Genomic DNA, 24,539 nt, shown 5'->3' with positions numbered 1-24,539 from the left:
ATCACCCGCCTGGACGGATCGTACTACCGGAAATATCCCGTACACCGTTTTCAAAATCCAAGGTCAACCATGGTTTCCAACTGCAGTCGCGCGATGACGATGCGATGGACCACGCCATCCTCCACGCGGACCTCCAGCCTGGCGAGGGGATGCCCGCCGGGGGCGATCACCCGGACGGTGCGTCCGCCGACCACGACCTCCACCGCGGCGCGGATCCGGTCCACGAAGCGGGCCGTCTCGGTGGCCACCGAGCGGGCGCCGCGCACCGTCGTCGGCACTCCCGGCGGAACGAGCGACGGATCGGCCGACCGCACGCAGTCGTCGGCCATCAGAGCCACCATCGCCGCGACGTCACCGCCGGAGGCCGCTGTGAGGAAGGCGTCGACCACCGCCCGATCGGCCTCTCCCGTGTCCGGGGGCGTCGCGGCCGCCACACGCCGTCGCGCGCGACTCGCATGCTGTTTCGCCGCGTCAACGGTGCATCCCAGGACCGTCGCGATCTCGCGGAAGGGAAGGCCGAAGGCCTCGTGCAGGACGTAGGCGACGCGCTGATCGGGCGTCAGCACGTCGAGAACCAGGAGCAGCGCGCGCGAGATCTGCTCCCGCTGGAGGTACCGCTCGTCCGCGGTGAGGGCATCGGCCGGGACGTCCTCCGCGAGGAGCGGCAGCTCTCCCCTGCGTGCGCGGGCGCGCAGCTGGTCCAGGCATATCCGGGTGACGACGGTGGTCAGCCAGGCCCCTGGATTCCGTACGTCGACGGCACCGTCGGCGCGCAGCCACGCCGTCTGGACGGCGTCCTCGGCGTCGTGCACCGACCCGAGCAGGCGGAATCCGATCGCGACGAGATTCGGCCGCGCAGCCTCGAATTCGCCGGCATCGATCACACTGTCACCTTTCCGCGAGCAGGGGCGTCGGATGGTCGACACCGTACTCGGAAGGATTCACACGACCATGATCACAGCACTGCTCATCGCAACCCTCGCCTGCATCGTCGCCAACGCCGGGATCGCGATCGCCGACTTCGTTCCCGCCGCATTCGTGCTGAAGAACTCGGCGGAGGTGCGCGTCCCGGCCCGCGCCGTGCCGTACCTCGCAACGCTCAAACTCGCGGGCGCCGCGGGGTTGACGATCGGTCTGCTCGGCGCTCCCTGGCTGGGCCTCGCCGCGGGGATCGGCCTCGTGGCCTTCTTCCTCGGCGCCGTCGGTGTCCACGTGCGCGCCGGGGTGTACTACAACATCGCCTTCCCCGGCGCCTTCCTGGTCCTCGCCCTGGCGTCGATGACCTACTTCATCCTTCGCGTGGCGTGACGCCGGGCGGCTCCATCGGCAGACGCGGGTTGTGCAGGTGCGCGACCAGGCCGGTCCAGCCGGTCTGGTGCGTCGCGCCGAGGCCCTCCCCCGTGTCGCCGTCGAAGTACTCGTAGAAGGTGGGGTGCTGCGCCCACAGCGGGTTGTCGCTGCCCTCGATCCGCCCGGCGTCGGCGGGGCGGCGAGTGCCGCCACCGTCGGCCCGTGCGACGGGCCGGAAGAGCCCGACCAGTCCCTCGTCGATGACGTCGGCGGCCTCCTCGAGGGTGCAGAGGTTGTCGGAGCCGGTGGGAATGGCGATGGTGAAGTCGTCGCCGAAGTGCCGGCCGTACGTGCGCAGCTTGTCGGCGAGCAGGACGTTCACCGGGAACCACACGGGGCCGCGCCAGTTGGAGTTGCCGCCGAACATGCCGGTGGTGGACTCGCCGGGCTCGTACTGGATGGAGACCGTGTTGCCGTCGACGTCCTCGGTCACCTGTTGCTCCGCCTTGGACAGCGACCGGATGCCGTAGGGCGCGAGGAACTCCGCCGGGTCGAACATGCGCTCCAGCACGCGCCGCAGCCGTTCGGGGCTGACCAGCGAGAGCAGCATCCGGCCGTCGTCCGAGCCGTCGTCGGAGGCGTTCGAGAGCACCGGTTCGACGAGCTCCGGCCGCCGCGAGCGCAACCAGTTCAGGCGCGCCGTCACGTCGGGGCACTCCTGGGCCACCCACGCCGGGACATCGGTGGTGCCCAGGACCGGGAGCAGCCCCACCATGGAACGCACCCGCATCGGCAGGGCGCTGCCGTCCGGACGGACGAGGACGTCGTAGAAGAAGCCGTCCTCCTCGTCCCACAGCGACAGGCTGTGCGAGCCGAAGTTGTAGGTGGCTTTGGAGATCTGCAGGAAGTGCTCGAGGAACTTGGTCGCGCAGTCCTGCCACACCGGGTCGTGCCGGCTCAGCTCGATGGCGATCTTGAACATCTGCTGGCAGTAGAAGGCCATCCAGCTGGTGGCATCGGACTGCTCGAGTCGGTACCCGGGCGGCAGCGGCGCCGACCGGTTGAAGAAGCCGATGTTGTCCATCCCGAGGAAACCGCCCTCGAACACACCGGCGTCGTCGGAGCCCTTGCGGTTCACCCACCAGGAGAAGTTGAGCAGCAGCTTGGTGAAGACGCGGACGAGGAAGTCCTGGTCCCGCCACCCATCGATGCGGTAGACGTGCCACGCCGCCCACGCGTGCACCGGCGGGTTGACGTCGCCGAACTCCCATTCGTACGCCGGGAGTTGGCCGTTCGGATGCATGGCCCACTCGCGGCACATGAGGACCAGTTGCTCCTTGGCGAACTCCGGGTCGACGTGCGCCAGCGGGATGCAGTGGAAGGCGAGGTCCCATGCCGCGAACCACGGGTACTCCCACTCGTCGGGCATGGAGATCACGTCGGCCAGCGAGAAGTGCTTCCACGTGGTGTTCCGGCGCCCCTGATCGGCCCGCTCGCGCGGCGACGGATCCACGGCGGGATCGCCCTCGAGCCAGGACTCCACGTCGTACCGGTAGAGCTGCTTGTTCCACAGCATCCCGGCGTAGGCGCGGCGCGCGACGGCACGGTCCTCACCCTGCACGTCCTCGTGGATGACGGTGCCGTAGAACTCGTCCGCCTCCTCTCGGCGATCCGCGACGACCGCGTCGAAGCCCGGACCGAAGGTGTCGAGCGACGGTGCCGTGCGCGAGAGCCGTAGCCGCACCGTGACGCTCTCCCCCGCCGGCACCGAGGCGAACCGGTACCAGAGGGCGGCCTTCGTGCCGCGCTGCTCCGGGTTCACCGCGCTCTCGTCTCCGTGCACCACGCGCTTGGTGATCGCGTCCTTCGGGTAGGGCGAGGCGTTGGCCGCGGCGCCGAACAGTTCCACGGCGTCGGTCTCGTTGTCGCAGAAGAGCACCTGCGGGGAACCCTCGGCCGCGAGGTGGTACTCGCCGAGCCACTGGTGCGTGACGCGCACCGCTTCCAGACCGCCGGCCTCGGGGGCCCCGACGTGCGCGATCTCGCCACGGCGCTCGTCGTGGCCCCAGGCCCAGGTGTTGCGCAGCCACAGCTGCGGCAACAGGTCGAGCGGCGCGGGCGACGGGCCGTGGTTGACGGCCTCGATCTCCACGCAGATGTCATCGGGCGCGGCCTTGGCGTAGCGCACGTGCACGTCGAAGAAGCGATCGTCGGCGAGGACGCCGGTGTCGGCGAGCTCGTACTCGCGCTGCGTGCGGTCCCGAGCGGCGTTGCCGTCGCGGAGCTGCTGGTACGGGTACTCCGCCTGCGGGTACCGGTACATCCAGTGCATCCAGCTGTGCGTGGGCGTCCCGTCGACGGGCCACCAGTACTCCTTGACGTCCTCGCCGTGGTTGCCCTGCTCGTTGGTGAGGCCGAACAGGCGCTCCTTGAGGATCGGGTCGTGGTGGTTCCACAGGCCGACCGCCAGGTTCAGGAAGCCGTAGCGGTCGCAGATACCGCCGAGCCCGTCCTCTCCCCAGCGGTACGCGCGGCGATGGGCCTGCTCGAAGCCGAAACTCGCCCAGGCGTCGCCGCTGCTGCTGTAGTCCTCCCGGACGGTGCCCCACTGACGGCCGGCCAGGTACGGACCCCACAGGCGCCACGGCCCGTCCGGGCCCGGGCTCTCCGCGAGGCGGCGATGTTCGGCGGTGGACTCGGCGTTCTGCACCGGAGAATCCTCCTACACCGCGGGCCGCGCCGCAGGAGGTCGCCGAGGTGCCTCACGAATTCGAGTCCGGCGGGGGTACACGTGCTCCTGCGCACCCGCGCCCTGTCGGAAGTCGACATCGTGAGCGGTCAGCGCGCGGAGACCGCCTGGGCGTGCATCTCCCAGAACAGGATCTCGGCGGGCTCGCAGGCGGTCACCGTGAGCGCGCCGGTGTGGACGGTGCGCAGTGCGTCGCCCTCCCCGAGGCGGTCGTCGCCGACGGCGACCGCACCCGAGACCACGTACAGGTGTCCGTAAGGCGCGGGCGGGAGAACGACCGACTCCCCCGCCGCCGGCCGGGCGGCGTACAGCGCGGCGGCGTCGTTGCCGATCACCACTGCCGGTTCCCGGCCCGCCATCCCCGAGGCGACGAGGACCAGGCCGCGCCCGTCGAGCGGGACGTCGGCGGTGCGGTACTCGGGCTCGCCGCCGGGCTCGTTCGGCGGCAGCCACATCTGGATGACCCGGGCCACGACCCCGGTGGCGCGCGGGTTCTGCTCGCGGTGGTTCACCCCGCTGCCCGCGCTCATCGCCTGCACCTGGCCGGCCCGGACCAGGCCCGTCTCGCCCGACGAGTCGTCGTGGTGGACTTCTCCCGCGATCACCCAGGTGACGATCTCGGCGTCGCGGTGGAAGTGCCGATCGACCCCCGAGCCGGGGTCGATGAGGTCGTCGTTGTGCACGAGCAGCTGCCCGTGGGCGTTCTCACCGAGATCGAAGTTGCCGGTGAAGGGCATCGACTGCCGCGTGTAGATCCCCTCGCCGCGCCAGTGTGTCCGGTCGGCGGCCGGGACGATCCTTCTCTCGCTCACCCCGACAGCGTAGGCCGGTACCGCCGTCACACTCCGGCGGGCAGCCCCGCTCCGGACGGCGACACCAGGATCTTCACGGCGGTCTCGTTGTGGTGCAGCAGGGTGTCGTAGCCGACGGTGACGAGCTCGTCCAGGCCGATCCTGCCGGTGATGAACGGTGCCAGGTCCACCGTGCCGCTCTCGACCAGCGCGATCGTCTCGGCGTGGTTGTTGACGTAGGCGATGGTGCCGCGCATATCGATCTCCTTGAGCACCAGCTTCTGCATGTCGACGGTGCCGGGGTGCCCCCAGATCGAGACGACGACCAGCACGCCCCGGGGCCGCAGCGCGTCGAAGAGGGTGTCGAGGGCGGGCTGGACCGAGGTGCACTCGAAACCGACATCGGCACCCCGCCCGCCGGTGAGCTCGCGCACGGCCTCGACCACGTCGACCTGCGTGGGATCGAAGACGTGGTCCGCGACGCCGGTCTCCGCCGCCCGCTCCCGGCGCAACGAGCTGGGCTCGCTGATCGCCACCGTCATGCCGCGAGCCGTGCACACGGCGGCGGTGAGCAGGCCGATCGGTCCCGCACCCGTGATGAGCGCGAAGGCGCCCTCGCCGGCGCCGGAGCGCTGCACCGCGTGGTAACCGACGGCGAGCGGTTCGATCAGCGCGGCCTGGTCCAGCGGGACGTCCTTCGAGATCCGGTGCACCCAGCGGCGCTGCACCACGATCCGCTCGGAGAGCCCGCCCCCGCGGCCGCCGAGACCGATGAAGTTCATGTTCGGCGAGAGGTGGTAGTCCTCGCTCTGCGGGCCGGTGTCCACGTCGTCGGAGATGATGTACGGCTCGACCACGACGTGATCCCCCACCTGCAGATCGGCGACGCCCGCGCCGACCTCCGCGACGACGCCGGACATCTCGTGGCCGATGGTGAGCGGCGCGGCCTCGCCGCTCACCGGGTTCGGATGGCCGTGCGGCGGGACGAAGATCGGTCCGTCGACGTACTCGTGCAGGTCGGTGCCGCAGATGCCGCACCACGCGACGTCGATGGCGACGGTCCCGTCCGTCGTCGCGGGCGCGGGGACGTCCTCGATCCGGACGTCGTTGCGGTCGTAGTAGCGCGCTGCTCGCATGGGATTCCTCCGGTGGTGGCGTGTGATCCACCCCACAGTCGCTGCGTCCGCACGCCCCGTCGAACGTTGCAGCGGGTTGCACCGGCCCGCTCAGAGCGGAGCGGAGCCGCGCACGTGCTCGAAGACGAGGGAGGTGTTGGTCCCCGCCACCTCCTCGCGGGCGCTGAGGTATTCGACGAGGTGCCGCAGGTCGTCGGTGTCGACCGCGGCGATGTGCAGCAGGTAGTCGTCTCCGCCGGCGAGGAAGTAGGCGTCGATCACCGGCGGCAGGTCGATGACCGAGTCCACGAACTGGCGGATCCGGTGGCGCGCGGTGGACCGCAGAGTCACGGCGATCATCGCGCGCAGCGGCCGGCCGACGGCGGCCGGGTCGACGTCGGCGAAGAACCCGCGGATCACCCCCGCGTCGGTGAGGCGACGCACCCGGGTGTGCACGGTGGACGGCGCGAGTCCCACCTCGTCGGCGAGCGCGGCGTTCGAGACGCGCCCGTCGCGCTGCAGGACGAGCAGGATGCGTCGGTCGGCGTCGTCGAGCAGCGGGCGACGATCGTTCGATGACTGCGGCCGATATGCCGTTCTGACGGAATGGACATCGCTCATGTCACGAATCTCCAGAATCTTCTTCTGATCTCTTGATCGGTTATCGATGTTTCTTCAGACTATGTGACACAAGCCACCCCGCCTGACAGGAGCACACGATGCGCGTCGGAATCCCCACCGAGATCAAGAACAACGAGTACCGCGTGGCGATCACGCCGGGCGGCGTCGCCGAGCTCACCCGCCGCGGCCACGACGTGCTGATCGAGGACGGCGCGGGCGCGGGGTCGGCGATCGACAACGAGCACTTCGTCGCGGCGGGCGCCCGGATCGTACCGACGGCGGACGACGTCTGGGGCGAGGCCGACCTGCTGCTCAAGGTCAAGGAGCCGATCGAGGCCGAGTACGGCCGGATGCGGGCCGACCAGACCGTCTTCACGTACCTCCACCTGGCCGCGTCCCGGCCCTGCACCGACGCGCTGCTGTCCTCGCGGACCACGTCGATCGCCTACGAGACGGTGCAGCTGCCCGACGGCTCGCTGCCGCTGCTCGCGCCGATGTCCGAGGTCGCCGGCCGGCTGGCGCCGCAGGTCGGCAGCTACCACCTGATGCGGTCCAAGGGCGGCCGCGGCGTGCTCATGGGCGGCGTCCCCGGCACCGCGCCCGCGCGGGTCACCGTGCTCGGCGGCGGCGTCTCCGGCATCAACGCCGCGCAGATCGCCGCGGGCATGGGCGCGGACGTCACCGTCTTCGATCTGGACGTGCGCAAGATGCGCGCCGTCAACGCCCAGTTCGGCGGCCGCGTGCACACCAGCTACTCGACCTCGCTCGCGCTCGAGGAGGCCGTCGTCGAGTCCGACCTGGTGATCGGCGCCGTGCTGATCCCGGGTGCCGCCGCACCGAAGCTCGTCTCGACCGAGCTCGTGCACCGCATGCGCCCCGGCGCCGTGCTCGTCGACATCGCGATCGACCAGGGCGGCTGCTTCGCCGACTCGCGCCCCACGACGCACGACGATCCGACCTTCACCGTCGGCGAGACCGTCTTCTACTGCGTCGCGAACATGCCCGGCGCGGTGCCCCGCACATCGACCTTCGCCCTCACCGGCGCCACCCTGCCCTACGTGCTGCGGATCGCGGACAAGGGCTGGAAGGCCGCGTGCTCCGAGGACGCCGCGCTCGCCGCAGGCCTGTCCACGCACGACGGGGTGCTCCTCAACGCCGGTGTCGGCGCCGCCCTCGGCATCGAGTCCAAGGCCCCCGAGGCCGTGCTGGCCTGAGTCCGGCGCCGCACCGTCCGCGCCGGTTCACCATTCGCCGGCGTCGAGGTACTGCGCGAGGTTGGCCATGCGGCGCTGCACCGCCGCCACCTCGCGCACGCACTGTTCGAGGAGCCCCCGGTCCAGGGACGGCATCCGGCGGATCGAGAGCACATCGCCGGGCGGGCGCCCCGCCGCCATCTGCTCGACCTGGTGTTCCATCCGGAGACGCTCGAGGATCGAGAAGGCCTCGCGCAGCACCTCCGCGGAATCGTCGGGCAGCACGGGCGAATCGGCGCCCGCCGCCAGCCGGTTGCGGGTCTGCAGCTTGGTCGAGCCCCGGCTCAACGCCGCCCAGCGGGCGATGTTCACCACCGGCACCAGGGCGTGCGCCTTGATATCGAACGTGCCGCCCCGCAACGAGATCACATCGCGCACGGAGCGCAGTCGCGCCTTGGCCGTGAGCGCTTCCCGCAACATCAGGATGAAGGCCCTGGGATGTTCCGAGAGATGCTGGTAGACACCGGCCACCGGCTGCAGGGTGAGGTCGCCCCAGACGGGGCGGCCGTCGACGAGCAGCGACGCCATCATCATGGCGTTGTTGGACAGCGGCGCCTCGATCCACTCTCCGGCCGCGTACAGCCACTCGGACTCGGTGCGGCAGAAGCGGGTCTGCGCGGCGACCGCGCCGTTGGTGTCCGAAGGTATGCCGCACTCCTCCAGCCGCCCGTGCACCGCGGCGGCCAGCGCCAGCGCGGCCGCACGCCGCACCTCGATCTCCTCGGCGGTCGCGCCGGGAACGTCCTTGAGAATGATCGCGCTGTCGACGTCCGAACTGGGAACCACCTCGCGGCGCGACACGCTGCCCAACGAGAGCCACGTGAAGTCGCCCTCGCGCAGTTCGGGGTGCACGGGCAGCTCGAGCTCGATGCAGCGGCGGACCATGGCCTCGATCGCGACGGCCGCGACGCCGGAGATGTGGCGTACCGGCGCCTGCTGCCCCCACAGCACTGGGAAGATCTCCCGGATCGTGGCGCCGATCTCCGGCAGCTCGGCCGCGCCCGCGCGTTCGATCCGGCGCTGCAGCGCGAAGGTCGAGGTGGTCGGCACCGTCAGGAAGTCGACGTCCTGGACGACGCCCCGCACCGCCGCGTGCTCGTCGAGGACCGCCATGTAGTGCAGCTTGCGGTCGAGCATCTCGATGAGCACGTCCGACGAGAGCGCGGACTCCGGGACGGCGGCCAGCGGCGCGGTCATCACCGCGGTCACCGGATCGGTCACCGGGCGCCCCACCGAGATCACCCGGGCACGCAGATCGTGGTCGGTGACGATGCCCAGCGGCTCGCGGGCCGCGTTCTCCACCACGATGTAGCCCGACTTCGCCGCCGTCATCGCGGTGGCGGCCTCCTGCACCGTGACCGTGGGCGGGCAGATGACGGGCGCGCGCCGCACGATCTCGCCCGCGGTCCGTTCGCGGACCTCCTCTGCGGAGACGGCCGTGGTGGGCCTGGCGAGCTCGGTGGCGAGGAATGCGGCACCGGCCGGCGTCGAGAACATGTCGCCCACCGCCCAAGCGGGCAGACGGAGCAGCGTGACGTCGGAGAGCGCGACCGCACGGGGGCCGCCTCTCGCGCCCACCAGGATGACCACGTACCCGAAGACCCCACCGGGCCCGACCACCTCGTCGACGTCGCCCACCTCGGTCGGCGACGCGGACGGGAAGTTCCACACTCCGACCCGGCCGTCGAGCACCACGAAGGCGTGATCGGGCGAAGCGGACAAACCGTCGAGGATCGTCGCGCCCTCGGGGAACTCGCTGATCGCCGATTCGGCCGCGAGACGTGCGCGAACGTCGTCGGGCAGCCCGTCGAAGGGGGCGTGTCCGGAGAGGAAGGCGAACAGCTCCCCGAGGTCCGAGAAGTCGGTCATGGACCTATGTTTACACGCCCGCACCGATCGACATCCCGAAGTCATCTCTCGGTAACGCGTCCGCGGAAGCGTTGCGAGGTCTACATTCCCATCCAGCGCACAACCCCATGCGCACAGATACGTCGAGGAGAAAGACTCATCCATGACGCAATCCGTCGATAAGTTCGCGGCCGAGCAGGAGGGCTACAAGCAGACCCTCGGTCGGCGACACGTGCAGATGATCGCCATCGGCGGCGCCATCGGCACGGGCCTGTTCCTGGGCTCCGCAAGCCGCCTCAACAGCACGGGTCCCGCCCTGCTGTTCAGTTACGCCTTCGTCGGCGTGATCGCCTTCTTCCTCATGCGCGCCCTGGGCGAGCTGGTGCTGTACCGCCAGAGCTCCGGCGCCTTCGTCTCGTACGCCCGCGAGTTCTTCGGCGAGGCCGCGGCCTACGCGGCGGGATGGCTGTACTGGATCTTCTGGGCGCTCACCGGCGTCGCCGAGCTCTCGGCCGTGGCGGTGTACGTCAGGAAGTGGTGGGAGCTGCCCAACTGGGTCTCGGTGATCATCGCGCTCGCGGTGGTCCTGGTGATCAACCTGCTCTCGGCGCGCGCCTTCGGGGAGTTCGAGTTCTGGGCATCGGTGCTCAAGGTCGCCGCGATCGTCATCTTCCTCGTCGTCGGCCTCGTCATCGTGGTCGGCCAGATCACGGTGGGCAGCGGCGAGCAGGCCCACAAGGCCGGCATCTCCAACCTGTGGTCCAACCCGGGCGGCTTCTGGCCGCACAGCGACACCTTCGGCTGGATCGCGCCGATCGTCGTGATGTCGGGCGTGGTCTTCGCCTATGCGGCCATCGAGATGGTGGGCATCGCGGCGGGCGAGATGCAGAACCCGCAGCGCGAGGTCCCCAAGGCCGTCAACTCGGTGATCCTCCGTATCGCGGTCTTCTACTGCGGCTCGATCTTCCTTCTCGTGTGCATCCTGCCGACCAGCCAGTACGGCACCCGCAACGCCGAGGGCGACCTGGAGTCGCCGTTCGTCACGGTCTTCGAGCGCATGGGCATCAGCTGGATGGCGACCCTCATCAACGGCGTGCTCATCGTCGCCGCGATGAGCTCGCTCAACGCGGGTCTCTACACCACCGGACGCATGCTGCGCAGCCTCGCCGCCAGTCGTGAGGCCCCCAGCATGTTCATGAAGATGAGCAAGTCGGGCGTCCCCGCCACCGGCATCATCGTGACGTCGATCTTCTACGTGCTCGGCGCCGTGCTCAACGCACTCGTCCCCGGTCACGCCTTCGACATCGCCCTCGAGGCCTCGGCCATCGCGGTCGTCGGCGTGTGGAGCCTGATCTTCCTGTGCCACATCCGGTACCGGAAGCTGTCGGACGCCGGGATCGTGACCAAGAGCCCGTTCCGTGCCCCACTGGCCCCGTTCATGAGCTACGTCGGCCTGGTCTTCCTGTTCCTCGTCCTCGTCGGCATGGCCTACTCGGGCTACAAGTCCGACGGCGGCTTCTGGGACAAGACGAACCTCATCGTCGTCATCCTGGGCATCCCCGCCTTCGTCGCGATCCTGGCCATCGGCTGGATCGCCGTGAAGCCGAAGGTGCTCGAGCACACCGGCGGCGACCTCTCGCCCAGCTGGTCGCTCAAGGACTCCGCCGAGAAGTAGGCTCCGCTCCTCGGACGCCCGCCGGCTCGCCGGCGGGCGTCCGTCGTCTCCGGGACCGGGACGGGACACTGCTGCGACCGGACGCCGATCCGCCGGGGACGCTGCGCCCCTAGCGTCGACACCGGCCGCCCGCACCGGGCGCGGCGGCCGGTCAACGAAGGAGTGAACCGTGTCGATTCTCATCACCGGCGGCCGCCGCCTGATCCTCGCCGCCGTCGCCACCGCGGCGCTGGGCGTCCCGCTCGCCGCGGCGGCGCAGGCCGCACCGGCGGGCCCGAGCACCGTCGTTCCCCCGGCCGGAGCCGCGCCCGGCGAGCCCGCACCGCCGGCGCACGGCGCCCCCGGGGCACCCTCTCTCGGCGCGCCCGGCGCACCAGCGCCCGCTCAGCCCCCGCTGGGCGCACCGGTGCCGCCGCTCGCCTGACCGGCACCACCCGTTCCGGGACGGCGCGGACGCCCCGCGCCGTTCACCCGGGATTCACCGGGTGCGGTTACGTTGCCGCCATGATCCCCCGCTTCCGTCTCCGCTCCCGTGCGGCCGCACTCGCGGCGGCGGTCGTCGTCGCACTCGGTGGTGCCGCGCTCGCCGCCCCCGTCCAGGCGGCACCGTCGGCCCCGTTCGACCTGCAGTCGCATCGCGGCGGGCGGGGTGAGCACACCGAGGAGTCCCTGTACGGGTTCGCCCGGTCCCTCGAGCTCGGCGTGACGACGTTGGAGCTGGACATCGTCCTGACGAAGGACGAGGTTCCGCTGATCTGGCACGACCCGACGGTGCAGGCCGACAAGTGCGCCGACACCGCGCCCGCGACGCCCGGCGACCCGCAGTTCCCCTACGTGGGCAAGACGATCCACGACCTCACCTACGCCCAGGTGCGGACGCTGGTGTGCGCGAAGAAATTGGCGAAGTTCCCCGCGGCGAGGGTCGTGGAGGGCAACCGGATCGCCGCGTTACCACAGCTTTTCGACCTGGTCGCGCAGTACGAGGGCAACACCGTGCGGTTCAACATCGAGACCAAGATCGAGGCCGAGGAGCGCTCGAAGTCGGCGGAGCCGGCTGCGTTCGTCGCGCAGATCCTCGGTGCCGCGCGTCGCGCCGGGGTACTCGATCGGATCGAGATCCAGAGCTTCGACTGGCGTTCGCTGCCACTGGTGCGCGCGCAGGCGCCGTCGGTGCCGTTGGTCGCACTCTACGACGCGACGACGTGGAAGAAGGGGTCGGCGTGGCTCGGCCCCGTCAGGTACGAGGAGTACGGCGGTGACGTGGTCCGGGCCGCGAAGGCCGCCGGCTTCGACGTGCTGTCGCCCGACTTCGAGCTCTCCGACGCGAAGACGGTGACCGCGGCGCACGCCGCTGGCCTCACCGTCGTCCCGTGGACGGTGAACGAGGCAGCGGACATGCGCGCGCAGCTGGCCCTCGGCGTCGACGGCATCATTACCGACTACCCGACGCGCCTGCGCGGAGTCCTGGCCGCGGCGGGCAAGCCGCTCCCCCGCGCATTCACGAAGTAGCCCGGACCCGTCAGTCCCGGCGCGCCGGGGTCGTCTCCGCGAGGAAGGCGGCGAGCTCCGCCGCGACGCGCTCGGGCTGATCGAGCATCGCCAGCACGTAGCAGTCGTCCAGTTCGACCAGGCGGCCGCGCCGCAAGAGGTCCGCGAGCCGACGACCGTGCTCCCGCGGCATGACGGTGCCGTCCGCGATCCAGAGCACGAGGGCGTCGCCGGGGAAGCGGCGCAATGCCTCGGTCCGGCGGGTGAGGTCGGCGCGGTCGAATGGAGCCCGTGCGTGTTTGAGCAGGTCGCGCCGGATCAGCGGGTCGTCGATCGCGGGGCGGGTCCACGCGCGCATCGTCGCGTCCGGAATGTCGCGCGCCATACGCCCGAAGAGGATCGGCAGACGTCGCACGGCGCCGATCCGCATGGCGCGCAGGCCGAGACGCAGGCCGGGGAGCCGGGCGGCCACCGTCGCGGCCCTGCCCGGCAGGCCCGGCGGGAAGTTGTCGAACGCGGTGCTCGGCAGGATCACGAGGCGGCCGACCCGTTCGTCGCGGCCGAGCGCCGTGAGGAGCAGGCCACCGCCCCAGTCACTGTGGACGAGGGTGACCGAGCGGAGGTCGAGCGCGTCCAGGAAGTCCGCGATGATGTGTGCGATGCCGTCGTTGGACAGGTCGGCGTCCGCGTTCAGCGGCACGGGGTGGGCGCCCAGCGGCAGGTCGGGCAGGACATAGCGATGCCCGTCCGGGAGCAGCGGCAACACGTCGTGCCACACCGTGTGATCCATGAGCAGGCCGTGCAGCAGGACGACCGGCGGACCGGCGCCGAACTCCTCGTAGTGAACCCGGCCCGCAGGGACGGACACCTCCGGCATTCCCATCACCTCCATTGGAGCGTTCACTCTAGAGCGGGTACTCTAGAATCTAGGGCGTGATGGTCGACCGGTCAATGCCCACCCGCGAGCGCCTCGTCGTGGCGATGGGCGAACTCCTGCGCCGCCAGGGCTACGGCGCCACCACCGTCAAGCAGCTCACGGAGGTCGCGGGCGCCACGATGGGCTCGCTCTACCACCACTTCCCCGGCGGGAAACCCGAGGTCGCCGCAGCGGCGCTGCGGTCCTCCGGAGCCGCGTACCTGGCGCTGATCCCCACCCTGCTCGACGGTGCGCCGGACCTCGACGATGCGATCCCGGGGGCCTTCGCGCTGGCCGCCGAGCACATCGCCGAGGCGGGCTGGATCACGATGTGCCCTGTCGGAACCGTCGCGGGCGAGGTCGCCGACTCCGAGCCCGAGGTGGCCGCCGCGGCGGCGGAGGTCTTCGCGGACTGGATCGCCGGCGGCACCGCCTACTTCGCCGCGCGCGGCCTCGCCGACGACGCCGCGCGGGAACTGACACTGGCGGTGCTGAGCTCACTCGAGGGAGCATTCGTGCTCGCCCGGTCGCTGCGCAGCCCGGACCCCCTCCTTGCGGCGGGATCCGCGCTGCGCGAGCACGTTCGACGGGTCGTCGCCGCGTCCGCGGCGCGAGCCGGGAGCGGCGCCGACGCGGCGCCCGGCGGACCGGGAACGACCTAGGCCGCCCGGTCCGCCGGGTTCATCCCAACCAGTTCCGGACGGACGCGGGCACTCCCCGCTTGCCCCGGTGCGGCCCGAGGACGGCGCCGCCGAAGGGCTGCGAGAGCAGATCCCGCGCGACCCGGTTCACATCCGAGGCCGAGACCTTGTCGATCGCCGACAACGTCCGCGCGACGGTTCGCTGGTTCTGGTAGTTGATCTCGCTGCGACCGATGCGGTGCATGCGGGACTGCGCGTCCTCCAGGCCCAGAACGAGGCCGCCGCGGAGCGAACCCTTGGCCCGCGCGAGCTCCTCTGCGGTGAGTCCGTCGTCGCGGACGGCCTCGAGGACCGTGCGCGCCACCGTCGCCACCTCGCCGAGCCGCTCCGGGGAACATCCGGCGTACACCGAGAACAGCCCCGTGTCGGCGTAGGTGTCCACGGCCGAGTACACCGTGTACGCCAGGCCGCGCTGCTCCCGGATCTCCTGGAACAGGCGCGAACTCAGGCCCCCGCCGATCGCGGTGTTCAGCACCGACAGCGCCCACCGGTCCGGGTGGAAGCGGCCGTAGGCGCGGGTGCCCGCGACGAGGTGCGACTGCTCCCCGTCCCGGTTGACCACCTCGAGCGTCGGTCCGCCGGGGCGACGCCGGACGCCCGTCCGCACGGGGGCGGAGTCGGCGGCACCGTCGAGGCGGCCCGCGAACGCCCCGCGCGCCAGCTTGACGACCTGGGCGTGGGTGACGTTGCCGGCGACCGCCAGCACCATCCGCTCGGGCGTGTACCGCCGGCGATGGAAGCCGCGCAGGCGCGCGGCGGTCATCGCCGCGACCGACTCCTCGGTGCCGAGCACCGGCCGGGCCAGGGGGTGATCGCCGAACAGGGCGGAGGTCGCGGCCTCGTTGACCAGGTCCTCCGGGTCGTCGTCGCGCATGGCGAGCTCCTCGAGCACCACCTCGCGCTCCACCTCGACGTCCGCGGGCCGGCACAGGCCGCCGAGGACGACGTCGGTCACCACGTCGACCGCCAGCTCGAGGTCACTGTCGAGCACGTGCGCGTAGTAGCAGGTGTGCTCCTTCGACGTGAACGCGTTGATCTCGCCGCCGACGGCGTCCACCTCGGCGGCCAGGGAGGCCGCGTCGCGATGGGGCGTCGCCTTGAACAGCAGGTGCTCCAGGAAGTGCGCGGATCCGGCCGAGGCGGGGTGCTCGTCGCGCGAGCCCACCGCGACCCACAGGCCGACGGCGGCGGACCGGGACCCCGGCACCGTCTCCGTGACCACCCGCAGGCCGCCGGGCAGGACGCTACGACGAACGGGGGCACCCGATCCGGATGCCCCCGTCCGCGCAGCCGTCGTTTTCAGGCTGCTCAGTTCCTACTCCTCGCCAGCGGGAGCGGTCTCGTCGGCCTTCTCCTCCACCACGGGGATCAGGCTGATCTTGCCGCGCTCGTCGATGTCGGCGATCTCCACCTGCAGCTTGCTGCCGACGTTGACCACGTCCTCGACCTTGTTCACACGCTTGCCGCTGCCGAGCTTGCTGATGTGCACCAGGCCGTCGCGGCCGGGGACCAGCGAGACGAAGGCGCCGAACGCCGTGGTCTTGACCACGGTGCCCAGGAAGCGCTCGCCCACCTTCGGGAGCTGCGGGTTCGCGATGGCGTTGATCCGATCGATCGCCGCCTGCGCCGACGGGCCGTCGGCGGCACCGACGAACACCGTGCCGTCATCCTCGATCGAGATGTTGGCGCCGGTCTCCTCGGTGATGGAGTTGATCGTCTTGCCCTTGGGTCCGATGACCTCGCCGATCTTGTCGATCGGGACCTTGATCGTGGTGATCCGCGGGGCGTACGGGCTCATCTCGTCGGGGGCGTCGATCGCCTCGGCCATGACCTCGAGGATCGTGGTGCGGGCGTCCTTCGCCTGGCCCAGCGCGCCGGCCAGCACCTGCGACGGGATGCCGTCGAGCTTGGTGTCCAGCTGCAGGGCGGTGACGAAATCGCTGGTACCGGCGACCTTGAAGTCCATGTCGCCGAAGGCGTCCTCGGCTCCGAGGATGTCGGTCAGCGCCACGTAACGGGCCTGGCCGTCGACCTCGTCGGACACCAGGCCCATGGCGATGCCTGCGACGGGCGCCTTGAGCGGCACGCCGGCGTTGAGCAGCGACATGGTCGACGCGCAGACGGAGCCCATCGACGTGGAACCGTTGGAGCTCAGCGCCTCCGAGACCTGACGGATGGCGTAGGGGAACTCCTCCACCGACGGCAGCACCGGCACGAGGGCGCGCTCGGCGAGCGCGCCGTGGCCGATCTCGCGGCGCTTCGGCGAGCCGACGCGGCCGGTCTCACCGGTCGAGTACGGCGGGAAGTTGTAGTGGTGCATGTACCGCTTGCTGGTCTCGGGTCCCAGCGAGTCGATCTGCTGCGCCATCTTCACCATGTCCAGCGTGGTGACGCCCAGGATCTGGGTCTCGCCGCGCTCGAACAGCGCGCTGCCGTGGGCGCGCGGGATCACGGCGATCTCGGCGCTGAGCGAGCGGATGTCGGTGATGCCACGGCCGTCGATGCGGAAGTGGTCGGTGAGGATCCGCTTGCGCACCAGCTTCTTGGTCAGCGAGCGGAAGGCAGCGCCGATCTCGCCCTCGCGGCCCTCGAACTGCGGACCCACGGACTCGAGCACCTGCGCCTTGACGACGTCGGTGGCGGCGTCGCGCTCCTGCTTGCCGGCGATCGACAGCGCATCGTTGAGGCCGGCGGCACCCGCGGCCTCGACGGCGGCGAAGACGTCGTCCTGGTAGGCCGGGAACAGCGGGAACTCGCCGGTCGGCTTCGCGGCACCGGCGGCGAGCTGCTTCTGCGCCTCGCAGAGCACGGCGATGAAGGGCTTGGCGGCCTCGAGGCCCTCGGCCACGACCGCCTCGGTGGGCGCGGTAGCGCCGCCCTCGATGAGCTCGATGACGTTCTCGGTGGCCTCGGCCTCGACCATCATGATCGCGACGTCGGCGTCCTTGCCGGAGCCCGAGACGATGCGGCCGGCGACGACCATGTCGAAGACCGCGCCCTCGAGCTGCTCGACGGTCGGGAAGGCGACCCACTGGCCGCCGATGAGCGCGACGCGCACGCCGCCGACGGGACCCGAGAAGGGAAGGCCCGCGATCTGGGTCGACGCCGAGGCGGCGTTGATCGCGACGACGTCGTACAGATCCTTCGGATCGAGCGACATGACGGTCACGACGACCTGGATCTCGTTGCGGAGGCCGTCGACGAAGGACGGGCGCAGCGGCCGGTCGATCAGGCGGCAGGTGAGGATCGCGTCGGTCGACGGGCGGCCCTCGCGGCGGAAGAACGAGCCGGGGATGCGGCCGGCGGCGTACATGCGCTCCTCGACGTCCACCGTGAGGGGGAAGAAGTCGAAGTGCTCCTTGGGGTGCTTGCTGTGCGACGTGGCCGACAGCAGCATCGTCTCGTCGTCGAGGTAGGCGGCGACGGAGCCGGCGGCCTGCTGCGCGAACCGGCCGGTCTCGAACCGGATGGTGCGGGTGCCGAAAGAACCGTTGTCGATGACGGCGACCGCTTCGGTGATGTCGTCGTCGAACTCGACCTGAGTGTTGTCTGACATGTTGTGGGGAAGAAACCTCTCTTCGCGCGGACCGTCCCCACCTGGGCGGCGCGCATGCTGCGCGCGGCCGAAGTCGTTCGACACGGCGGCGGGGCGCCCTGGCGCGGTCATCGATCGAAGCCGCCGGACCCGCCCGTCCGTACGGACGAGGTTTCCGGCAACCACTACCGAGGACCACCCCGCGGGGAGTGACACCGAGATGGCGCACCGCAGAAGTCGGGGGCCGGATCTACCGGCACCGACGTCGGACGGACCTGCATCAAGGCTATCATCGGGAGTCTTTTCCACGTGAGTCGCACACGCCGTGCGCGCACCCGAGGAGGAATCGTCGTGTCGCAGACCAGCCGGGAGCGCACCCAGGAGGCGACCGCGGTCTGGATAGCGCGGATGACTCTGGTCGCGGCGGTGGTCTCGCTGTTGAGCGCGATCATCCGCGGCGACCGCGCGCTGCCCTTCGTGGCGGACCTCCTGGGCATCGTCGGCATACCGTCGCACCCGAGCCTGTTGCTGGTGGCCGCGCTCACCGTGCTCAGCGGCGCCCTCCGCCGCCGACTCCGGGCCGCGCACACCGTCGCCGTCATCATGATGTCACTGCAGGTCCTGGTGAACATCGCGACGCTGGTGATCGTCGCGACCGACCAGCTCGATCCCGACGAGGCCAGGCACCTCCCCGCGTACCTGCAGGCCTACGTCTCCGTGCGCTTCTCGCTGCCGGGCGCCGCGCTCACGGCGCTCATCAGCGCCGTCTGCCTCGCCCTCGTGATCGCGGCCCGTCCGCGGTTCCCCGCCAAGCTGGCCCGCGGCTCGCGGCGCACCGCGATCGGTGTACTGGTCGGCGGCTTCGTCGGCGTGTACCTGGTGGTCGTCGCCCTCGCCTACACGTTCCCGGGACGGGGGCCGAACCGGCTCGACGGCAGCGTCGAGGTGCTCGTGTGGTCGCTGCGGACGACCTTCGGCGTCGCGGTGCCCCGTCAGATCGACGTGGCCCTCAACGGCCACAGCGGTCCCGTATGGATCTACTCGCTGGCCGGCGTTCTCTCGGCCTCGGTCCTGATCCTCGCCCTCATGGCCTTCTGGCGGGCCGGTCGCGGCGACGAGCTGATGACCGAGCCCGAGGAGCTCGAGGTCCGGCGCCTCCTGCTCGAGTACGGCGAGGAGGACTCGCTCGGCTACTTCGCCACACGGCGCGACAAGGCGGTGATCGCCGCGCCGGACAGGCGTGCCGTCGTCACCTGCCGCGCCGTCGGCCCGGTGTCCATGGCGAGCGCCGACCCGATCGGGCATCCCGACGCCTGGCCCGCCGCCGTCGGAGCCTGGATCGAGGACTGCCGAAGCCACAGCCTCTACCCCGCCGTCCTCGCGGCCAGCGCCGCGGGCGCGGAGGTCTACGAGGCCGCGGGGCTGCGCACGCTCACGATCGGCGACGAGGCGATCATCCACGTCGATGACTTCACCCTGAAGGGCCGCGACATGCGCGCGGTGCGGCAGGCCGTGACCCGCGTGAGCGCGGCCGGATACAGACTCAAGGTGCGCAGGCACGCGGATCTCTCCGCGGCCGAGCTCGCCGAGGTCGCCGAGCTCGCCGAGGCGTGGCGCGGCGAGGAGACCGAGCGCGGCTTCTCCATGGCGCTCAACCGCATCGGCGATCCCGTGGACGGGCGCTGCGTGCTCGTTTCCGCGCACGACGCCGAGGGCACCGTCCGCGGCCTCCTGAGCTTCGTACCGTGGGGCACGCGCGGGCTCTCGCTCGACCTGATGCGGCGCGACCGCGATGCGGAGAACGGCCTCAACGAGTACATGGTCGCCACCCTCATCGAGCAGTGCGGCGAACTCGGGATCCGCCGGATCTCCTTGAACTTCGCGGTCTTCCGCTCCGTCTTCTCCGAGGCCGACCGGGTGGGCGCCGGCCCGATCACGCGCATGGTCGACTCCGTCCTGAGCCTGGCATCGAAGTTCTACCAGCTGGAATCGCTGTACCGCTCGAACGACAAGTACCGGCCCGAATGGGTGCCCCGCATCCTCTGCTACGACCCCTCGCTCACCGCGGTCCGCGCCGGCATCGCGGTCGGAACCGCCGAGGGCTTCCTCCCGCAGATCGGGCCGAAGTTCCTCGCGGGACCGTCGATCCCCGACGAGTTCCCGCGCGACCCGGAGTTCGTCGACCGGCTGCTCGCCGAGGAGGAGCGACTGCTGCGCCGAGAGGCCCCGCCCGTGCGCCTGTCGGAGCAGCAGCGCGTGCGGCGCCGCAAGCTGCAGGCCCTCGAGGACGCCGGGATGCCGGGCTATCCCCCGTCGGTCCCGCGGACCACGTCGCTCGAGGCCGTCCGCGCCGACGGTGCGCCGGGCAGCGTCGTCTCCGTCACCGGCCGTGTCCGGGCGGTGCGCGACTACGGCGGCGTGACCTTCGTCGACCTGCACGAGGACGGCTCGCACCTGCAGGTGATCGCGGAGCGTTCCCGGACCCCGGACGACGCACGAGCCCTGTGGCGCACCGCCATCGACATGGGCGACCTCGTCTCCGTGACCGGCGAGGTGACGCACTCCCGCACCGGCGAGCTGTCGGTGCTCCTCACCTCGTGGGCGATGGCCGGCAAGTGCCTCTCGCCCGTGCCGAAGACCCGGGCGCGACTCGGTGATGAGACCCGGGCGCGCAACCGCCCGCTGGAGCTGATCACCGACGACGGCGCCGTCGACCTGCTGTACCGCCGGTCCCGCGCCGTCGCGGCGATGCGCGGGGTGTTCGTGGGTCGCGGCTACACCGAGGTCGAGACGCCGATGTTGCAGTCGGTGCACGGCGGCGCCGCGGCGCGCCCGTTCACCACGCACATCAACGCCTACGACATGGGGCTGTACCTGCGGATCGCGCCGGAGCTCTACCTCAAGCGGCTGGCGGTCGGCGGGATGGGGCGGATCTTCGAGCTGAACCGCAACTTCCGCAACGAGGGCGCCGATGCGACGCACAACCCGGAGTTCACCGCGCTCGAGGCCTACGAGGCGTACGGCGATTACACGACGATGCGGACGCTCACGCGCGAGGTGATCCTGGCCGCGGCGCTGGCGGTGAACGGCCGCCCGGTGGCCGTGCGGCCCGACGGCGCCGGAGGTACCCGCGAGGTGGACCTGACCGCCGAGTGGCCCGTCGTGACGGTACATTCCGCGGTCTCGAAGGCGACGGGGACCGAGCTGACGTCGGCCTCCCCACTCGACGAGGTGGCCGCGGTGTGCGCTCGCCATCACGTGGCCGTACCGCGCGGGGCGACCGCGGGCAAGCTCGTGATGGAGCTGTACGAAGCGCTGGTCGAGAAGCAGACCGATTTCCCGACCTTCTACTGCGACTTCCCCATCGAGGTCTCGCCGCTGGCCCGCAAGCACCGTGACGACCCGCGCCTGACCGAGCAGTGGGACCTGGTCGGCTTCGGCGCCGAACTCGGCACCGCCTACACGGAGCTCACTGACCCGATCGATCAGCGCGAGCGACTCACGAAGCAGTCCATGGCCGCCGCCGCGGGCGACCCGGAGGCGATGGAATTGGATGAGTCCTTCCTGGACGCGCTCTCCTACGCGATGCCGCCGACCGGCGGCCTCGGCATCGGCGTGGACCGCATCGTCATGCTCCTCGCGGGCGTGAACATCCGCGCCACGCTCGCCTTCCCCTTCGTCAAGCCCCAGGACCGCTGAGCGCCGCGAGCGCCGCGGACGCCGGCACGAAGCGGGAACGACGCGGGCGCAGCGTCCCGCCATCGTTCTCACCCCTCATAGCGGGGCACCGCTATGCAGGGGCAGGAGCGCCATGAGGCCCGGGATCCGATCCGATCAGCGTGGTCTGCGAGCTCGGTATCGTCGCCCGGCCGGCCGTCAGTCGACATGGATCTCGGGACGGCCGGCGGGAATCGTGACGACGGCGCGCCGGTGCAGGCCGAGCCCGCGGCTGGCGATGGAATCGGCGACGCGGAACTCGGCGCGCCACTCCCCGGGGGTGACCCGGTTGAGCATGTACCCGCGCTGCGCGTTGCCGAACTTCACGTGCGGGGAAGCCGCTTTGATGGCCCGGTCGGCGGCGTCGCTGTCCTGGCCGTCCTTACCGGACGCGATCGAGGTGCCCGCGAGCTCGACACCGACGGTGGGGGCGTCGCGGGTGTAGGTGGACTTCAGCTCGGAGACCACATTGCGGTGGATGTCGCCGACGACGGACACCAGGTTCGGCACGCGGCGCTGGGCGGCACCGTCGAGGATCCGCGCGCGGGAGGCCTCGTACCCGCTCCAGCCGTCCATCGAGACGGTGCGCTCACCGTCCTTGGAACGCGCGAGGTCGGCGATCGTGGTCTGGTGCGCCAGCACGTTCCACCGGGCACCGACCGCGGCGAGCCCGTCGAGGATCCACTTCTCCTGCGCGGCACCGGTGATCGTGCGGGCGGCATCGGCGGTGGTGGCGTCCTGCGGGCTGTCCTTGTCGTCGTTGGCCTGATCGCTGCGGTACTGCCGGGTGTCGAGGACGCTGAACCGGGCCAGATCGCCGAACTCGAACCGGCGGTACATCCGCAGGTCGGGACCGTTGGGCCGCAACGCGGCCCGGACCGGCATGTTCTCCCACCACGCCTTGAACGCCGCAGCGCGGCGCACGATGAACTCCTCGGGCGACTGCCCCTTCTCCGGGATGCCGGCGGCCCAGTTGTTCTCGACCTCGTGATCGTCGTAGGCGCAGATGAAGGGCGCCGCGTGGTGCGCGGCCTGCAGGTCCGGGTCCAGCTTGTACAACGCGTACCGGTCCCGGTAGTCGGCGAGGGTCGTCATCTCCCGCCACGCCGACGCGGGCACCTCCGCCGTGGGCCGCCGGACGGTGGCCGGCTTGATCTCGTACTCGTAGACGTAGTCGCCCAGGTGGAAAACCACGTCGGGCCCGTGGGCGGCGAGATCGGCGAGGGCGTTGAAGTAGCCGTCGGTCCAGGCCTGGCAGGAGACCGCGGCGAAGGTCAGTTCCGCGACACGCGCGCCCACAGCGGGAGCGGTGCGCGTGCGGCCGATCGGCGAGAGATCACCGCCGCACCGGAAGCGGTAGAAGTAGTCGGTCGCGGGGCGCAGCCCGCGCACGTCGACGTGCACGCTGTGGCCGTCCTGCGGGACGGCCGCGGAGCTCCCCCGCTGCACGACGGAACGGAAGCCGCGGTCCGCCGCGATCTCCCACTGCACCGGCACCGGGGCGTTCGGCATCCCGCCGCCGGGCCGGAGCGGGCTGCGCGCCAACCGGGTCCACAGCACCACCGAGTCGGGAAGCGGGTCGCCGGAGGCGACGCCGAGGGTGAACGGATCGCCCGTCGACGGCTCCGCGTCGGCGAACGCCGGGCGCAGCAGCTGGGGCGTCGCGGCGACCCCGCCGACCACGCCCATCCACGTCAGGAACCGGCGGCGGGACGTCCCCGCGATCACGGTGCGGTCGGGCAGAAGGCGGAAACGGGCTGAGTGGTCCGACATGGGTACTCGTCTACCGAAGCGACGTGACGCACCCCTCACAGCGAGGTGTCGCCCGCGCCCCGTCGATGTGAACCCGCAGTGAATGCGGCGATCAGCGCAGCACGGTGCCGCTGCCCGGGGTCGCCGGAAGGCCGGCCGTCGCGCTCTCGGGGCTGCCGGTGATCACCTGCGTGAACGTGATCCGGCCGGGACCGGTGACCACGGAGGCGTCGGTGCCGAAGCCCGGGTTGTATCCGACCGGGCAGGGCTTGATGGTGACGGTGCCGAACCGGCCGGTCGCCGGATTGCGCCAGTCGATGCGGACGAGCGCCTTGTTGAAGGTGGTCGCGCACTGCGACGGCCCGTTCGGCGCCGAGAAGCGCACGCTCATGGGGTCGGCGGTGCTCTGCGCGACGACGCGCGATTCGACCTTCACGGGTACCACCAGTCCGCTGATGCCGGTGCCGACGGCGGGGATCTGCTGGACTGCGAGGGGTGCGGCCTGGGCGGCCCCGGCGCCGAAGGTGAGGCTCGCGGCGAGGGCTCCCGTGACGGCGAGGGTTGCGGTGACGACGGGCGTGCGACGGTTCATGATCACTCGTTTCGTAGGTCGGTGTTCCGCGGCCGAGGACTGGACCGGTGCACCGGCGGCGATGCCGATGCGGTCAGTGTGAATATCGCCCACGGTTCGGCAGCGTTACTCTGCGTCCGTCGCCGCGCGCCGCCGCGCCCCGGAAACGCAGAACGGCCCGCCCCCGGAAGTCCGGGAACGGGCCGTTCGGAGAAGACTCTCAGCGACGCAGGCCGAGGCGCTCGATGAGCGAACGGTAGCGGTTGATGTCGACCGAGGCGACGTACTTCAGCAGGCGGCGACGACGGCCGACCAGCAGCAGCAGGCCGCGGCGGCTGTGGTGATCGTGCTTGTGCTGCTTGAGGTGCTCGGTGAGATCGGTGATGCGCTTGGTCAGCATCGCGACCTGCGCCTCGGGGGAACCGGTGTCGGTCTCGTGCAGGCCGTACTCGGCCAGGATCGACTTCTTCTGCTCAGTGGTGAGCGACATGGATTGCTCCTTGTTTCAGTATCGCGT

19 protein-coding genes are annotated in these 24,539 nt (G+C 70.9%); 7 read left to right on the top strand and 12 right to left on the bottom strand.

All coding sequences use genetic code 11. From position 1 onward, the window contains the following. Positions 1–50 precede the first annotated feature (50 nt). Positions 51–884 carry a sigma-70 family RNA polymerase sigma factor gene (locus FK530_RS10935; protein WP_146487053.1) on the bottom strand — a complete coding sequence of 278 codons (834 nt, stop codon included), beginning with the start codon at positions 882–884 and terminating at the stop codon, positions 51–53. 67 nt (positions 885–951) lie between these two features. Between FK530_RS10935 and FK530_RS10930 the strand changes: the two genes are divergently transcribed. Next, positions 952–1,308 (top strand): DoxX family protein, encoded by a 357-nt coding sequence (locus tag FK530_RS10930; protein WP_146487052.1) that lies wholly within the window; start codon positions 952–954, stop codon positions 1,306–1,308. Here FK530_RS10930 and FK530_RS10925 read toward each other — a convergent pair. The 4 genes from FK530_RS10925 to FK530_RS10910 form a co-directional block, all read right to left on the bottom strand. Further along, a complete protein-coding gene (locus tag FK530_RS10925) occupies positions 1,289–4,000 on the bottom strand; it encodes an MGH1-like glycoside hydrolase domain-containing protein (RefSeq protein WP_146487051.1) in 2,712 nt (903 codons plus the stop codon). The genes FK530_RS10930 and FK530_RS10925 overlap by 20 nt on opposite strands. Positions 4,001–4,128: 128 nt before the next feature. After that, positions 4,129–4,851, bottom strand: coding sequence for a pirin family protein (locus tag FK530_RS10920; protein ID WP_146487050.1), 723 nt, complete (start codon positions 4,849–4,851; stop codon positions 4,129–4,131). A gap of 26 nt (positions 4,852–4,877) precedes the next feature. After that, the gene (locus tag FK530_RS10915; RefSeq protein ID WP_146487049.1) at positions 4,878–5,966 is read right to left on the bottom strand and encodes a 2,3-butanediol dehydrogenase; all 1,089 of its coding nucleotides are present in this window, start codon (positions 5,964–5,966) and stop codon (positions 4,878–4,880) included. Positions 5,967–6,056: 90 nt separating this feature from the next. Next, positions 6,057–6,566: an Lrp/AsnC family transcriptional regulator gene (locus FK530_RS10910; protein WP_146487048.1), complete on the bottom strand. Its 510-nt coding sequence runs from the start codon at positions 6,564–6,566 to the stop codon at positions 6,057–6,059. A gap of 98 nt (positions 6,567–6,664) precedes the next feature. On the opposite strand from FK530_RS10910, the gene ald reads away from it, so the two are divergent. After that, positions 6,665–7,780: an alanine dehydrogenase gene (gene ald / locus FK530_RS10905; protein WP_146487047.1), complete on the top strand. Its 1,116-nt coding sequence runs from the start codon at positions 6,665–6,667 to the stop codon at positions 7,778–7,780. Positions 7,781–7,807: 27 nt separating this feature from the next. Here ald and FK530_RS10900 read toward each other — a convergent pair whose 3' ends face one another. Further along, positions 7,808–9,688, bottom strand: a complete 1,881-nt coding sequence (locus tag FK530_RS10900; RefSeq protein WP_158645076.1) for a putative nucleotidyltransferase substrate binding domain-containing protein — start codon at positions 9,686–9,688, stop codon at positions 7,808–7,810. A gap of 142 nt (positions 9,689–9,830) precedes the next feature. Here FK530_RS10900 and FK530_RS10895 point away from each other — a divergent pair, with 142 nt between their 5' ends. The 3 genes from FK530_RS10895 to FK530_RS10885 all read left to right on the top strand — a co-directional run bounded on the left by FK530_RS10895 (position 9,831) and on the right by FK530_RS10885 (position 12,851). Next, a complete protein-coding gene (locus FK530_RS10895; RefSeq protein ID WP_146487045.1) occupies positions 9,831–11,342 on the top strand; it encodes an amino acid permease in 1,512 nt (503 codons plus the stop codon). Between the two features lie 169 nt (positions 11,343–11,511). Continuing rightward, positions 11,512–11,766, top strand: a complete 255-nt coding sequence (locus FK530_RS10890; protein ID WP_146487044.1) for a hypothetical protein — start codon at positions 11,512–11,514, stop codon at positions 11,764–11,766. 80 nt (positions 11,767–11,846) lie between these two features. After that, on the top strand, positions 11,847–12,851 hold the full coding sequence (locus tag FK530_RS10885) for a glycerophosphodiester phosphodiesterase (protein ID WP_146487043.1): 1,005 nt from the start codon (positions 11,847–11,849) through the stop codon (positions 12,849–12,851). Between the two features lie 10 nt (positions 12,852–12,861). On the opposite strand, the gene FK530_RS10880 is transcribed toward FK530_RS10885, so the two are convergent. After that, the gene (locus FK530_RS10880) at positions 12,862–13,707 is read right to left on the bottom strand and encodes an alpha/beta fold hydrolase (protein ID WP_146487042.1); all 846 of its coding nucleotides are present in this window, start codon (positions 13,705–13,707) and stop codon (positions 12,862–12,864) included. A 59-nt stretch (positions 13,708–13,766) separates the two neighbouring features. Between FK530_RS10880 and FK530_RS10875 the strand changes: the two genes are divergently transcribed. Further along, positions 13,767–14,408, top strand: coding sequence for a TetR/AcrR family transcriptional regulator (locus FK530_RS10875; protein ID WP_231706608.1), 642 nt, complete (start codon positions 13,767–13,769; stop codon positions 14,406–14,408). A 19-nt stretch (positions 14,409–14,427) separates the two neighbouring features. On the opposite strand, the gene FK530_RS10870 is transcribed toward FK530_RS10875, so the two are convergent. Together FK530_RS10870 and FK530_RS10865 are read right to left on the bottom strand one after the other, a co-directional pair. After that, complete coding sequence (locus tag FK530_RS10870; protein ID WP_146487041.1) at positions 14,428–15,759, bottom strand: M16 family metallopeptidase; 1,332 nt, start codon at positions 15,757–15,759, stop codon at positions 14,428–14,430. 3 nt (positions 15,760–15,762) lie between these two features. Beyond that, a complete protein-coding gene (locus tag FK530_RS10865) occupies positions 15,763–18,003 on the bottom strand; it encodes a polyribonucleotide nucleotidyltransferase (protein ID WP_146487040.1) in 2,241 nt (746 codons plus the stop codon). A gap of 330 nt (positions 18,004–18,333) precedes the next feature. Between FK530_RS10865 and lysX the strand changes: the two genes are divergently transcribed. Further along, positions 18,334–21,681 (top strand): bifunctional lysylphosphatidylglycerol synthetase/lysine--tRNA ligase LysX, encoded by a 3,348-nt coding sequence (gene lysX, locus FK530_RS10860; RefSeq protein ID WP_146487039.1) that lies wholly within the window; start codon positions 18,334–18,336, stop codon positions 21,679–21,681. A 177-nt stretch (positions 21,682–21,858) separates the two neighbouring features. Here lysX and FK530_RS10855 read toward each other — a convergent pair whose 3' ends face one another. From FK530_RS10855 to rpsO, 3 genes are all read right to left on the bottom strand, one after another. After that, positions 21,859–23,472, bottom strand: coding sequence for an alkaline phosphatase D family protein (locus tag FK530_RS10855; protein WP_146487038.1), 1,614 nt, complete (start codon positions 23,470–23,472; stop codon positions 21,859–21,861). A 91-nt stretch (positions 23,473–23,563) separates the two neighbouring features. Further along, positions 23,564–24,043 carry a hypothetical protein gene (locus FK530_RS10850; RefSeq protein ID WP_146487037.1) on the bottom strand — a complete coding sequence of 160 codons (480 nt, stop codon included), beginning with the start codon at positions 24,041–24,043 and terminating at the stop codon, positions 23,564–23,566. A 199-nt stretch (positions 24,044–24,242) separates the two neighbouring features. Then, positions 24,243–24,512, bottom strand: a complete 270-nt coding sequence (gene rpsO / locus FK530_RS10845) for a 30S ribosomal protein S15 (RefSeq protein ID WP_068535417.1) — start codon at positions 24,510–24,512, stop codon at positions 24,243–24,245. Positions 24,513–24,539 lie beyond the last annotated feature (27 nt).

The sequence above is a fragment of the Tsukamurella conjunctivitidis genome, from assembly GCF_007858475.1.
In the GTDB taxonomy this organism is placed as follows: domain Bacteria; phylum Actinomycetota; class Actinomycetes; order Mycobacteriales; family Mycobacteriaceae; genus Tsukamurella; species Tsukamurella conjunctivitidis.
This window is presented reverse-complemented; position numbering and strand designations above follow the sequence as displayed.